The organism is Cognatundibacterium crateris, from assembly GCF_010078235.1.
GTDB classification, from domain to species: domain Bacteria; phylum Pseudomonadota; class Gammaproteobacteria; order Burkholderiales; family Burkholderiaceae_D; genus Undibacterium; species Undibacterium crateris.
Window position 1 is genome coordinate 162,248 of record NZ_JAABOS010000008.1, and the last position, 14,230, is coordinate 176,477.

Annotated in this window: 8 protein-coding genes and 1 pseudogene; all 9 read right to left on the reverse strand. The window is 51.1% G+C overall.

Annotated elements, in window-relative coordinates; genetic code table 11:
* Window positions 1-27: 27 nt before the first annotated feature.
* Window positions 28-2,403 carry a cellulose biosynthesis cyclic di-GMP-binding regulatory protein BcsB gene (gene bcsB, locus EYB48_RS19580; RefSeq protein WP_456243317.1) on the reverse strand — a complete coding sequence of 792 codons (2,376 nt, stop codon included), beginning with the start codon at window positions 2,401-2,403 and terminating at the stop codon, window positions 28-30.
* Window positions 2,404-2,436: 33 nt separating this feature from the next.
* Window positions 2,437-4,539, reverse strand: a pseudogene (gene bcsA / locus EYB48_RS19585) (UDP-forming cellulose synthase catalytic subunit); the annotation flags it as partial.
* A 26-nt stretch (window positions 4,540-4,565) separates the two neighbouring features.
* Window positions 4,566-5,333: a cellulose biosynthesis protein BcsQ gene (gene bcsQ, locus EYB48_RS15220; protein WP_162021225.1), complete on the reverse strand. Its 768-nt coding sequence runs from the start codon at window positions 5,331-5,333 to the stop codon at window positions 4,566-4,568.
* Entirely contained in the window at window positions 5,330-5,878 is a 549-nt protein-coding gene (gene bcsP / locus EYB48_RS15225; protein WP_162021226.1) for a cellulose biosynthesis protein BcsP, read from the reverse strand. Before bcsP ends, bcsQ (EYB48_RS15220) begins: the two co-directional genes overlap by 4 nt.
* 45 nt (window positions 5,879-5,923) lie before the next feature.
* Window positions 5,924-6,415, reverse strand: coding sequence for a cellulose biosynthesis protein BcsD (gene bcsD, locus EYB48_RS15230; RefSeq protein WP_162021227.1), 492 nt, complete (start codon window positions 6,413-6,415; stop codon window positions 5,924-5,926).
* 394 nt (window positions 6,416-6,809) lie between these two features.
* On the reverse strand, window positions 6,810-7,580 hold the full coding sequence (gene bcsQ / locus EYB48_RS15235; RefSeq protein ID WP_162021228.1) for a cellulose biosynthesis protein BcsQ: 771 nt from the start codon (window positions 7,578-7,580) through the stop codon (window positions 6,810-6,812).
* A 19-nt stretch (window positions 7,581-7,599) separates the two neighbouring features.
* Window positions 7,600-9,060: a metalloprotease TldD gene (gene tldD, locus EYB48_RS15240; RefSeq protein ID WP_162021229.1), complete on the reverse strand. Its 1,461-nt coding sequence runs from the start codon at window positions 9,058-9,060 to the stop codon at window positions 7,600-7,602.
* A 107-nt stretch (window positions 9,061-9,167) separates the two neighbouring features.
* Complete coding sequence (locus EYB48_RS15245) at window positions 9,168-9,965, reverse strand: carbon-nitrogen hydrolase family protein (RefSeq protein ID WP_162021230.1); 798 nt, start codon at window positions 9,963-9,965, stop codon at window positions 9,168-9,170.
* Complete coding sequence (locus EYB48_RS15250) at window positions 9,962-14,152, reverse strand: YhdP family protein (protein WP_162021231.1); 4,191 nt, start codon at window positions 14,150-14,152, stop codon at window positions 9,962-9,964. The genes EYB48_RS15245 and EYB48_RS15250 overlap by 4 nt, the downstream gene beginning before the upstream one ends.
* Window positions 14,153-14,230 lie beyond the last annotated feature (78 nt).

Here is a 14,230-nt window from a genome sequence, read left to right on the forward strand (position 1 = left end):
CTGATTAATCCGCCTAGTTTGCCTTAATTATTCGTCGCTGCCATCGCCTTCGTGCAAACGCGCTGCAGCTTTGCGTTTCAAAAAGCGGAATAACAATGTCGCCGCGATCAATGACGCCAGCATCAGGAACAGGATCAACAACAACGGCTGTCCAGACAGCGTCCATTTTATCCAGGTCCACAGCGGCAGATTACCCGCGTAATACGTATCCCCAATCAGGAAACTCGCCACACGTTCACCCTTCAGTAACACCAGGTCGCCCTGGTACTTACTCTTCACATCGGCCTTGCTCAATCCGTCGGTCAGATCCAGCAAACTGCGTCCATCACCAGCCGTCAGAACGATTACATTACGGCTACTGGATAAAGGTGACTGAAACTGCATCATGGCCCCGAAATTATTACCGGTGGCTGCCAACATTTCACCAGACCGGCGTTCAATCTCATCCAGATCCTTACCACCCCAGCGTGCCAGTACACGTAAAAATCCGGTTGGCAATTGCAAGCGATTACCAGTTTCATCCATGGTCAACGGCATGTATTTCGCCCACTGCTTCAACAAAGGCTGATTACCAGCCGTTGCAATCACCAACAACTCTTTACTGCTGTGCTTATCGACGTCCGCCCCCCGTATCAGAGTGGCATTGGTGACCGGATACCCGGTAGACTCACCCATACGTCCCATCAGATTTAAAAATACTTCCATCTCTGGAATGGTGGACCGATCCGGCATGATGATTGCCGTTTCAGACAAATCAGCAAATCGCGTGTAAGGAAAACCTGCGTTCGCGAGATAAGCGAGATTTGGGAATGTCGCGTAATGCGGCATCTGCGAAAAATCTATCGTCGAATCCGGATCAATGGCGGAACGCACATTATCCAGATAAACGTCCTTACAGGCACCCTGCTTTGGATAGTCATAGAAGAAGTGGAATTTCAATTGGTTTTCAGCACCAATACGGAAAATAGGCAACTGCACTTCTTCTTGCGCAAAACGATGTCCGTCTTTAAAGAACAGCATCACGGATTCTTTGATCTTGCCTTTTTCAATTTCGGCACCGGATAAAGACAATGCGCCAACAAAATCTTCGTTGATGCCGATATTGAGCGTGGATTTATCTACATTAGGGCGTGGTGTAAAGCGGTAGCGCAAATCGATGGGCACCCCTTCTTTTTGCCAGGTAAACAAATCAGGAGCGACCCGCATATTGACCCGGATTAAATCCGGCGTCATACCACTGACTTGGAGATTTTCGTTCGGCACCAATTCGCCGAACTTCACTGGTCTGTGAGTTGGCAGCCACTTAGGTGCATCATAGGCGACACGTTGGTTGGGCTCTTTCAGATTTTTAATCACGGCAGATGGACCAGACATGGCGACTTGTCCGAGTGTCAGTGCCTGTACCGCTGTTTTTAATTCAGTCGCGTCACGTCCCATGACCAGCAACAACTTAGTCTTTGGACTAACCGGATTCGGTACCACCATCAGAGTAGGACCATTAATGGCAGGCAGCTGGAGTCCGGCCGGTGCTTCCTTTGCAGTCGCAAAAACGATGGCATTCCCTTTGGGCAGACCGTTCGTCGCAATCGGAAAACGTGAGCCACGGTAAGACGCGAGGTGCCCAAACCACGACGCAACGGTACCCGCATTTTTCAGCACATCGAGTGATGGAGTGGCAGGCAAAACAAAGGGTAACTCCAACAGTTTGGAATCACGCCGGTCGAAAAACGGTGCAGGCAATAAAGCCAGATCATTGGCCAGTTCGATAGAACTGACAGTCAGCTCCAGATAGGTCGTATTGCTCAGTCGCGCCCACAAACTCGAGTGAAACGGGTCTTCACAATCACGTGTGTAGTGACCGATCAGTTTAAAACTCAGTTGATTGAAGTCTGCAAAATAACGTGGATCAATGCTGTCTTCACGAACGATGCCCTTACTGGTCTCTTTAGGCAGCGGTACCACGCTGACCAGTTCATTATTGACCAGCACTTTGATATGAGACAGGTCGGGCAGCAGTGCCGGTGAGTAGGCAATACCGTAGCGCACTTTGGCAGAAGTGATGACCTCGTCACTGCGTACTGTAAATGGGAATGAGCGCTCGCCTTCCACGCCACGCAATTCGATACCGCTTTCCTGTCCCATTTGCTTGAGGCTGATGTTGTAGACCTTTTGTCCGGACACCGCCTGCGGCACAGTGGGTTCAGCCGCTGGTTTTTCTATTTCCTCAGTTGCCGCTTCCGACATTTTGGATTTTTTAGTTTTGGCAGCAGCATCATCCGTTGCGGAGAATGACAATCCTAAAGCGATCGCGATAGCCAGGGTAGACTTAGCGGTACGTTTCCAGGGCATTTTCATTTTCGATCTCTTCTCGTTATTCGTTGCGTTAGTAGTTGATGTGTCCATATCGCTTGTATCTTTGCTCAAATATTGTCTGATGCTGGCACCAAATCGTATGAACCCGCTCACACTATGCATGGCAATTTCTTTCAGTCCATTGAGCGGATGATCCATATCCCGCTCGTTAGACCAGTTTAGCCAGACGTCAGCACGGCCTATGGTGCAACTGATCAGTTCCATCTGCTGCTTCATGTCCAGCTCAAGAAACTGCACACTGAGCAAGCCTTTTTTGGAAAAAATCACTTTGGCCGGAAATACTGATTCGCCATTGGTTCCATACAAAGAGACCATTAAGCTGGCCTCTTTTTCCATCAAAAAGCCTTCAGGCACCCGGAACGACATACCGCCCATAGAAAAATCTTCGGTCTGACAAACCAGTGAGTGCCCGGTTGGCAAACGCAGGCTGGCATTGAGCACAGCGCGTACCCGATGGGTACGGCGCACCTGCTTGGTCTCGGTCGCTACCGCCAGTGTCGCACCCAATATCACCAGGTTATAGATAGTCCATAACATATTCAGGATCACCGTGTCTAATTCGTAGGTATTCCACCACAAAGCACGGCCAATACCGATCAGGAAACCCAGAATATTCAAACCCAGCATGATCAGGTAGGGTTTAGAAATAACCCAGTCAAAATGTTCTTTTTCAACCAGACCACCTTTAGCGGTCACGTTGAATTTACCAAGTTTGGGATTGATCAGCGCAACCAGCGTAGGTCGGAAAATATACCAGGCCAGCGTGGCTTCATACACTTCAGCCCAGAATGAATGCCGGTGTGCACCCTGTATCCGCGAGTTAGTCAGATTCGCATGCAATAAATGTGGCAGCGAATATGCCGCAATCGTCAGCGCGGACGCTTTGATGATGTGGACTTCGAAAAACAGATAAGAAATGGGGGCCAGCAAAAACACCATGCGTGGCAAGCCATAGAAAAAATGCAGCATCGCATTGCTATAACAAAGGCGCTGTCCGAAGGATAATCCCTTGCCAAGCAATGGATTATCTACCCGGAATATCTGCGCCATACCACGTGCCCAGCGAATACGCTGACCTACGTGCGCAGACAAACTTTCGGTTGCCAGGCCGGCTGCCTGCGGAAGAGCCAGATATGCCGTGTTATAGCCTAAACGCTGCATCTTCAGGGCGGTATGCGCATCCTCGGTCACCGTCTCAACGGCAATCCCGCCGACCTCTTCCAGACAAGTACGCCGCAAAATGGCACAGGAACCGCAGAAGAAAGTAGCATTCCAAAGATCATTCCCATCCTGAATCAGGCCGTAAAATAACTCACCTTCATTCGGAACATTACGGAAAGTCTGCAGATTACGTTCAAACGGATCGGGCGATAAAAAATGGTGGGGGGTCTGCACCATGGCCAGCTTTGGATCAACCAGAAACCAGCCCATGGTGTACTGCAAAAAGGAACGGGTCGGCATGTGATCGCAATCAAAAATGGCAACAAACTCCCCATTTGTTCGCTTGAGCGCGGCATTAATATTGCCAGCTTTAGCGTGATTGTTATCTGCCCGTGTGAAGCATTGCACACCGATCGATGCGGCAAATTCTGCAAACTCTGGACGACGGCCGTCATCCAGAATGATGATGTTGAGCTTATCTTTGGGCCAATCGATACCCATCGCCGCCATCACCGTGGGTTTGACCACACTCAAGTCTTCGTTATAGCTGGGGATGAACAGATCAACCGTAGGCCAGCTTGAAGTATCAGCAGGGAGTATCACTGGCTTACGTTTCAATGGCCAGGCAGTTTGCAGATAGCCCAGCAACAGAACCAGCCAGGCATAGACCTCTGCCATGATCAGCACGAGTGCAAAGAACAGATCGATGAGGTTTTCTGTATCGATGGTATAGGCAATCCGCCAATAGATGTAACGGCTGGTTGCACTCACCGAGAACATCACCATGATCAGCGAAATCAGGGTGCCGGTGTAACGGCGCAGATACATCGCAGCCAGAAAAACAATGGCAGAAAACAGCGTCTGCAAAGGCAGATCCATGGGGACACTGATCGCAGTCCAGTAGAGTAAAGCGGCAAATATCAGTGCCACTATGCGCGGTCCTTTCGCCTCCCATCCATGCCAGTTCACCATCGCGCGGCCAAACTCATTGAGCCGGCCATACATGTAACGGGAATTCAATATTGAGCGCATTAGTCGATCAGCCCGAAATGAGTTTGTAGCCACTGCGCCAGATGTTGTACATCCTGCGTGGCGGAGCAGAATCGCGCATACTCGGCGACTGGCATCTGACAGGCAAGCGCCTCCCTGACCCCTTCATCGCGATGGATCGCGGCTGGAACAAAACGCCCCCCCAATTGCGCACGTAACATGCCGTAGACATCCCGACACAACTGTTTGGACGCGTCCATTTGGTTCAAAACAAAGCAATGTCCAAGAAAATCCTTACGTTTACCGGTATAAAACTCGAGCAGTGCTTCAATCGACGGCACAGTCGAATAAGAAGCCGCATCCGGCTTCAGGACCACCAACCCTACATGAGCAACCTGCAATACCTGCTGCAAATAGATGCTGGGCCCAGGCGGTGTATCGATCAGTACCACGGCATTTTCCTGCAAGCCCAGCGAGTTCAGATGCTGAAACAACCAGTTCGGCTGAAACTGAACACCGTGTTCAAATTGCTCACGCTCTTTTGCATTAACAATACCATAGGGAATAAAATCGACTCCAAAACGACTGACATGCATAAATGGACGCCAACCGCCGGAAGCAGCCTCAGGTCTGGCTATGCCCGAGGTTTCTTCATAGGGCATACCAAAATGTAAACGCAAGGCGTTTTGTGGATCGAGATCCAGTACCGTTATTCTTTCCCCTAATTGCGACAGTGCGGCAGCCAGATTGGCTGTTACCGTCGTTTTTCCGACGCCACCTTTGGGAGAAATAACAGCAACAACTCTCATGACCTGAATATTTTTTTGAAGAAGGATTGATTCGGTGTCTCAATACGCTTACTTTGCTCTGGTTTTTTTGCCAGGCGATCCAGTATGGCAGTGACAGAACGCTGTCTGTTTTGCCCCACGTCAGGAACGATCCCGGGTGTCGCAGCAACTGTACTAAACAAAGACTGTCCTCGCTGTGGAGACGGCGTATTGATGCCAGCAGTTTGCCTGACCTGCGTTTCAGGCTGAATTTCCGGTTGAACAAGAGGGGCAGATTTATCAAGGCGAAATAGCGGCTCTGCCTGAGCTGCTAATGCACGTGAATCCGGCGCTGTCTCTTTCAGATAAGCGGCCGCATCCTGAGTCTGTTGCGTCAATGCAGATAATGAAAATTCAGGCGCTTCGTCTGTGTCATCTTCTGCATAGGTCGCAGCATGTACACGCACATCCCGCAGCAATGGCCAACGCTGCCTGGCCTGCTCACTGTCTACATCACGGTTAATCTCGCGATACCCGCTGGCAGACTGCCCAAATTTCTGAAACAGATTTTTAATGTCGTCATCCATAATATTCACCATCTTCATCATTTAGCGAAAGCATCACGCTCCATTTCAACGACGCCCGAAAAATGGCGACTCTTCTACCTGTCTCTTGAGCTCAAAGACCAGAACCTGAGCAATGCCCGCGTCACCGGCTTTCTGTTGCAATCGCAAGGAAGGATCCATTCCCATCCCTTCAAACCAGCTGGCATAAATCCCTTCCAGTAAGGCAGGGGTCCAGATCAGTGATTGTTCACCAAATGCCGCTTTGAGGGGGCTCGCATGGTGTAACAAAACCAATGCCTCAGCTTCTTCATTCACCTCCACCCACCCCCAGTGCATGCGACTCCAAATTGCATTCATGTTATCTTCAAGCAACTGCAAACTATCACCACCTGGAAACCCAAGACCCGGTGCCATGTTGCGACCTAACTGGTGCATGAATAGTCGCAAATCCTTTAAGTCGCCCTTGGAAGAAAATTCCACTGAAAATGCATTCAAAAAAGCTCGCCATTGCAATGAACATTGCTGTGACTCGTAATATTGGAGATCGTTTTTTGACATAATGAACACTTCCACTCAATGATTGCAAAAACGATCCCGGGACATTTCACCGGAACCGCTTACAATTACTTACAACTTTACCACCCGGCACAACTTATCGTCCAGAAAGTTAAAGTGCAGAATTGTCAACAATCTATAAGCCTAAATTTTCCGGTAAAAATAAGCACAAACAAATTTACCTAAAAGAAATATTTTTTTACAACAATTTTCCCGAAATTAAGTCTGCGCTGCCAGATAGTTGCCTCATATATGGCTATTATTGCTTAACGGCCCGAAAACAGAAAAATAAATACAAAAATACGAGAATTTCTATTTACATGTAAATATCCCAAACAGGCTACATGTAAGCCAACATGTCACTTCGCTTAATGCATCATGACATGTAAGTGGCTGCTCAGGATACCTGGTGCGGCAAACCTCGTATTATCCAATCCGTAATATGAAAGATATTTTGGGATGCAGCATTTTCAGGCTGATGAGCGACGACCGGTTTCTCAAAAGCCAAAGCTTCTTCAACGGCATCACTTTCCGGCACCACGAAAGGAAGCATTCTTTGTCCCAACTTCTCTGAAAACAAAGTAAGCACATCCTGTGCCAACTGACGTTGGTTGCTCTGATTAATCAGATAAGCAGAACCTATTCTGACTTTCAATCCGGCAGTGTAGCTGGCAATCAGTTCCTCCATCTCAGGCAAGGTTGAGTAAGAGGCCGCATCAGCCAGAACCACCGCCAGCAAAAAATCTGCCGCGCGCATCGCTTGCTTCAGATACACCGAGGGTCCGGGAGGTGTATCGAGTATGACGATTGTCTGATCCGGCAGCTTTGCCGCCATAAGCTTGGTTTTCAACCAATCTTCCTGCACTGCCAGCGTCGCTTCAAATTTTTGCCTGCGTTGCTCGCTGCAACTGCCATAAGGAACCAGCGCCACATCAAAAACGGTCTGATGCATCACACCTGCCAAACGCGTTCTGCTGGCATTGAGTGAACTGATGCCCTTAGCGACATCCGGGTCAAGTCCCCCCAAATGCCATTGCATGGCATTTTGCGGATCCAGATCAATTACAAGCACCGGCCGTCCGCGTTGCGCCAAACCAGCAGCAAGATTGGCCGACACCGTTGTTTTTCCAACACCGCCTTTGGCGGATACGATAGCGATGACAAACATAGGTATTGCCCTGTAGGTATTAAGCGGTACCGCCTACAGTCAACCCTTCTATACGCATGCTAGGCTGACCAACGCCGACCGGCAGGCTCTGCCCTTCTTTGCCACAGACCCCAATGCCGGAATCCAGCTGCAAATCATTACCTATCATAGAGACGTGATTGAGCACCTCAGGCCCATTACCAATCAGCGTTGCGCCTTTGACCGGGTAGCTGATTTTTCCGTTTTCTATCATGTAAGCCTCACTGGCGGAAAACACGAATTTCCCATTCGTGATATCCACCTGCCCACCGCCGAAATTGACGGCATACAGGCCATTTTTGACTGAAGCCAGTATCTCTTCCGGATCTTTGTCGCCAGCCAGCATATAGGTATTGGTCATGCGTGGCATAGGCAGATGCGCAAAGGATTCACGTCGCGCATTACCTGTAATATCCATCTTCATCAGGCGGGCATTCATCGTATCCTGCATATAGCCCTTCAGGATGCCGTCTTCTATCAGTACATTGCACTGAGTAGGATTGCCTTCATCGTCGATATTCAGGGAACCGCGCCGGTTTTGCATCGTGCCATCATCCACCACGGTCACACCTTTGGCTGCTACCCGCTCACCGATACGGCCAGAGAAAGTGCTGGAACCCTTGCGGTTGAAATCACCTTCCAGACCATGTCCGACCGCCTCATGCAGCAACACGCCAGGCCAGCCCGGACCAAGCACCACTGTCATCGGCCCCGCCGGTGCCGGACGTGCATCCAGATTCACCAACGCAGACTTGACCGCCTCATCGGCAAATTTCTCCAGCAAAGCATCGGTAAAGTAAGCATAGTCGTAACGACCACCACCGCCACTGGAACCCATTTCACGCCGGCCATTCTGTTCGGCGATCACGGTTACCGACACCCGCACCAGCGGCCGTACATCCGCTGCCATCACACCATCGCTACGCGCCACCATCACCACATCGTATTCGCCGGACAGTGAAGCCATCACCTGCACAATGCGTGGATCCTTAGCGCGCGCAATACGTTCTACACGCTCCAGCAAGCGCACTTTCTGATTTGCATCCAGAGAATGTAAGGGGTCGTTCGGCAAATACAAATCGCGTCCGACCGCTTCAGCCATGGTTTTAGCGACTTTCACTTTCCCCGCGCCCTGGCGCGCGATGGTACGGGTTGCCACAGCAGCCTCGGACAAGGCTTTACCGGAAATTTCATCAGAATACGCAAATGCGGTTTTATCGCCAGACACCGCGCGCACGCCAACGCCCTGATCGATAGAAAAACTGCCGGTCTTGACGATACCCTCTTCCAGACTCCAGCCTTCGCTGCGGGTAAATTGGAAATACAGATCCGCGTAATCAACACGATGCGTAAACATCGAGGCGAGAACCTGATTTAACTGATTTTCGTCCAGTCCAAAAGGAGTAAGCAACACATCACGAGCGATGGTCAAATGGCTAGGAGTCGGTACGCTGGAAGTCATAAATTAAGAGGCTCACGCAGAAAAAAACAGTAATGCAGGCATTGTAGTTCAGAAGCTGCCTGCAACACAGAAGGGACGCAAATATTAAGGCGGACAAAACAGCAGGATCACATGCGGCGATGACGTAAGGCTGGCAGGCTCTCTCTGACTGACGCGATCTGTGCCTGATCTATCTCGCCAGCTACAACACCCTCACCTTCAGCCTGGCAGGCCAGCACTTTACCCCAGGGATCAATCAGCATGCTATGACCCCAGGTGCGGCGGCCATTGCTATGTACCCCGCCCTGACCACAGGCCAGCAAATAGCACTGATTCTCAACAGCTCTGGCACGCAACAGGATTTCCCAGTGCGCCTCACCGGTCGTATAAGTAAATGCTGCAGTCACTATCATCAGGTTGCAAGGCCCCAGTGCGCGAAACAACTCAGGGAAGCGCAGGTCATAACAGATCGCCAGTCCTATCCTACCCAGTTCAGAATCAAAACTGACAACTTCATGACCCGCTGTAATGGTGCGCGACTCTTCATAAGACTCACTGCCTTTCTGAAAACCGAACAGATGTATTTTGTCGTAACGCGCTTTCAATTCACCATCCGGCCCATAGACTAAGGTCGTATTCAGTACCTTATCTGCTTCAGCAGACTTCAAGGGTATGGTTCCGCCTATCAGCCAGACACCGAGTTCGCGTGCGATTGCAGATAAAAACGTCTGCATACGGCCATTCCCCGGCTCTTCCGCAATCAATAATTTGTCCGTATCCTGCTGTCCCATTAAGGGCCAGTATTCGGGCAATAGCAGCAACTGCGCTCCGTCTGCCGCAGCCTGCCGTAGCAGGCGCTCTGCTGTCGCCAGATTGTCATTCAAGTCCGAAGACGAAATCATCTGTATCGCCGCAAGCTTCATCATTCACGTCTCCCCGTTTTACTGGTTTCAGCGGAGGAAGCACTGTTGCTGAGGCCTCCCTCCAGTTTTTTTACGACCGGCTCAGTCCAGGAGCCACTCACGCCATATTCAAATGTAAAAGCCCGGGCCAAAGGTTCGCGCAAAAACAATTGCGCCAGAAAAGTCCCAAGCCCAATGACAGGATTCACTGCCAGTCCGTAAACAACGGAGGCAGCACCCGCATTCACCACTGGAATCACCACCACATGCAGATCCTGGGTTTCATGCACGATGTCAGCTTTACCGGCCATCAGCACGGTCGCATTCAAGCCGCGCATTTTCAGATTTTCAGTATGGGCCCATCCTTTTTCGATCGCTGCGTTCCCACTAATGCCATCAAACGCAAAGCCTTCAGAAAACACATCGCGGAAATCCAGTGTCAGGCGGCGTGGCAAGGATTGCATACTCAATACACCTAGTAATTTCGCGGCGCCCGGATCGACTTTTAAAAACTGACCGGCTGCCAGATCAAGCTGTATTTTCCCTGTCATGGATGGCAAGTCCATCGCAAATGGCAATCCATTCCAACGCAAATTGCCTTCAATCTTACCTTTACCACCTTGTAAGACATTGGCAAAACCAAGCCGGTTCAGCAATTGCCCCGCATGCTGAATTTCCAGCACATATTCGAGCTGGGTCTGCCCGGCATCCGCGTGTTGCAGCCATTTGCCCGTGGCTTTTAATTCTGCGTCAGGATTTTTCAAATTGATTTTACGCAGTTGCCACTCGCTGCGACCGTTGACCAGCTGGTTACTGGCCTGCAGTTCCAAGCGACCCATTCTTTTATTCACCAGTTCAAACTGATCCACCACAATATCGAGGCCGGGCAACTGCGTCTGTGATTTTTTCCCATCTAACAGCTCAGTCACTTCCCTGGCCGCGGAGGCTGGAATTTTCAGGTAATCGAAGCGGCCTGTGATGGTGGAATTCGCTTGCGCCAGCGCGGCCTCATTCCAGCTCAGCGTTCCCGCAACCTGGCTGGACTTCATGCTCGCCTTCCAGTTCCCTTTTTGCTGAGTCAAACTGAGTTGCATATCATCAAACTGTTTTCCCATCATCTGCAGATGTGCCGCCCGCAACTGCACAGATGCCGGATAAAAATACGATTCAAGACCGGTTTCTGGCTGCGCAGCAGCACCAGCAGCCTTCGCTGACATGCTATCCAGCCACTGCGACCATTCATCGATATTTAGCTGAGGAAGCTGAATTTGCCAGGCCATGCCCTGCTCAGATTCAGGGACTGGCTGACCTACGCCTATGCCGCCACGCACAACGCGCCAGCCTTTATCGCTGTCGCGCTGCTTTTGCCGCTGAAAGCGTGCTTGCGCCAGTGTGCCCAACTGCAGCTTTAACTCATCGCGAAACTGGATATTCTCATTGCTTGCCAGCGGTGTTAATTCTACTTTTAAAGGCAAGATTTCGTTTGCTGTCTTGCGCAGTGGTTCAGGAAAATGCAGCGCCATGCCTTGCAGGCTGGATTCCACCACAATCTCTGGCAACTGCTTTTTGACATTCACTGCAGCAGTATAACGACTGGAGCCGGACAGGCGCCCATCCATGATTTTGCGGTGCTCGGGTGGCAAATAGGCGATCAAACCTTGTGCACTGGCCGTGCCATCGAGCCTGATCCGTATCGTATTGTCTTTCTGACTGCCGCCACTGATGACCACCGGGCCACCCAGTGCCGTTGCCTTAAGCGCTGGGATTGTCAACCCGGTTTCATTGAATTCCAGTTTGCCGTTCGCCGCACTGACCTGAGGAATGCCCGGCTGCAGCATTACATCGTTATTTTGAAATTGCAGAATGCCATTTACCTTAGCGTCAATCAGATGCTGCAGAGGCAGTTGCAGTTTCAGATTTAATAAAGACGAGCCACTGGCCTTGGTCTCATCCAGAAAATGGCCCAGCCAGGTCTGCACCGGACTGACAGCGACATACCCCAGCATTTGCTGCAGCGGGCCGGAGACCATTCCATCAATCTGCAACACAGCGCCATGCATCATCAGGTCAGGAATAATGGCTTTTACTTTTTTCAGATCCACCCCCAGCGTCTTCGCCGTATCGCCGGAAATCTCCATGCGCGCGCGATCAAACACAAAGCTGCCACGTATCTGATCTATCACTGGCCATAGTGCCTGCTTCGATGCCTCCCTCAGTTCACCTGCCGTAAAATCCAGTTTAGCGCCACTCAGACTACCCTTAACCCGGAACTCGCCAGCCTGCGCGGCACGGCTATCGTTAGCAGCAAACGGAAAATGGGATAAATCTCCTTTTACTTTGACCTTTACCTCGTCAGCATAGCCATCCAACAAGGCATGGGTCAGCCAGTGACGCAAGTCCTGCGGCGCACTGGCAGGTATGTATTTATCGATGGTTTTCAGATCGAAACGGTCGATACGGCCGCTCAGATCCAGATTGCCAGCCGGATTGTCTGTATCAGGGCGCAGCGATACGCTATGCCTGCCACTGAAGCTGGCGCGCATACTTCCTTGTGCTGCATCGAATTTTTGTAGCTGAACCGTGAGCTGATCATCGTTGGCGATCTTCCAGTTGGCGTGCACAAACAAGCGATCAAAATACAGAGATGGATCAACAAAGTAACTGGCGGTATGCAGCGCCAATGCTTTGGAGTCCACGACCAGCTTGCCGTTTTTTTCATTGGCTTCGATACTGCCGGATAAATTATCAAAGCCTGGAATCGCGGGCACGGCTGCAGTTGCCGGTCGCTTACCACGCGCAGCCAGAGCGGCTCTGGCTGCCTGTGCACGTAAGGATAAATTTTCAAATTGCCCCTGCACCTGATAACTGACGATTTCCGGATAACTGCCGCTCCATTGCGCATGCAGGTTTTTCAGCACGCCTTTAGGCGCAAAATCAGTCAGCATCTGGCGCTGCCCTGCGGGCAAGGGCAAGTGCTCCGCAAACTGGACTAAAGTCTGCAAATCCAGCATAGGCGAAGACAGTTCGACACGTTCTGGCTGACCATCGCTGCCAGGTGTAAAACTTTCTTTGATCGAGGTTGGGGGAAGATGCAGCCCGTCGCGGGCGGTCATACTAAAGTCAGTCAGTGCCAGGGTATGGCCAGCAGGGCCAAAAACCGAAGGCAAATATTTTTTCGCAAAAGATATTTTTTCGCTGGCCGTGATACGTCCGTGGATTTCCTGCATATCCAGCTCAGGCAGATCTTTCGCAAATTTGCCCTGTACATCCTTGAGTAAGACATCCAGCGTCAGATCAGCCAACCTGCCGGCATCCAGCTGCATCCAGGCGCGTAGCGTGCCTTGTCCTTGTTGCAACTGGCTGTTCAGCGGCAGATAAGCCTGTAAGGCAGGCAAGTCGACCTGGCTCAGAAATGCATAAATTTCTCCCGACCAGACTGAGCGGTTCAGCAGGGTCTTAGCAAATGAGGCGTGGCGCAGATTACCCCTGACATCCAGAGGCTGCGCCAATCCCTCGCTCATTTGGGCCAGTAAAGAAAATTGATGCTGCTGCCAATGATTACGCAAATCGAAGTTGACACCAAGCAGATCGGCCGCAGGTGTGGTCCGCGTCTGATCTATCCAATGCAGCCGGCCATCCTTTATCCGTATCTGCTGCTGCGCCAGTACCCAGTCCAGCCCCTTGCCATCGCCCTTACGCTGCGTATCCAGCAAAAAGCCACCAATGTAAAGCTGGCCATGCTCATCTCTTTGTATCGTCAGCTCAGGCTCAACCAGTTCAATACGGCGGAAACGCAACTCAGCCAGCGCCAGGCTCCACCACGACAAAGTGGTACGGACTTCAGGCAAAGCCAGCGCCAGTTGACCACGCTGATCAAACATCTGCACCTGGTGCAGTGCGAACTGGGGATGCAATCCCTGCCAGCTAGCCTCCAGCGATGCAATTTTGACGGGGCGCCCGATAGATGCACCCAGTGCGGCTTCCACCTCAGTCTGGTAGTTCGCCACCTGAGGGAGTAACAGGTAGCGCAGCACCAACACCAGCAGGCAAAACAAAAAATACAGGCCGAGCAGGCTCCAAAGCAATGCGCGCAGGCTGCGCCCACCAGCGCGCCATACATGGCGGCAGCTGACTGCAACCGACATCCTCAGGGAAGACAGTAAGTAGCGACTACGACGGGTCGTTGAAGGCGAAGCAGATTCGTTGGTCATTCAAGACGTTCACTTTATTGCCAAGCGGTGCCAGACCTGCACCCCGGTAAACGATTGTTCAAACTACGCCCCATTCTT

Excerpts from the sequence above, each read along its gene's own strand:
- bcsB (WP_456243317.1), bottom strand. The coding sequence starts at position 2,403 with ATGGACACATCAACTACTAACGCAACGAATAACGAGAAGAGATCGAAA.
- bcsQ (WP_162021225.1), bottom strand. The coding sequence starts at position 5,333 with ATGAGAGTTGTTGCTGTTATTTCTCCCAAAGGTGGCGTCGGAAAAACG.
- EYB48_RS15245 (WP_162021230.1), bottom strand. The coding sequence starts at position 9,965 with ATGATGAAGCTTGCGGCGATACAGATGATTTCGTCTTCGGACTTGAAT.
- bcsQ (WP_162021228.1), bottom strand. The coding sequence starts at position 7,580 with ATGTTTGTCATCGCTATCGTATCCGCCAAAGGCGGTGTTGGAAAAACA.
- EYB48_RS15250 (WP_162021231.1), bottom strand. The coding sequence starts at position 14,152 with ATGACCAACGAATCTGCTTCGCCTTCAACGACCCGTCGTAGTCGCTAC.
- bcsP (WP_162021226.1), bottom strand. The coding sequence starts at position 5,878 with ATGGATGACGACATTAAAAATCTGTTTCAGAAATTTGGGCAGTCTGCC.
- tldD (WP_162021229.1), bottom strand. The coding sequence starts at position 9,060 with ATGACTTCCAGCGTACCGACTCCTAGCCATTTGACCATCGCTCGTGAT.
- bcsD (WP_162021227.1), bottom strand. The coding sequence starts at position 6,415 with ATGTCAAAAAACGATCTCCAATATTACGAGTCACAGCAATGTTCATTG.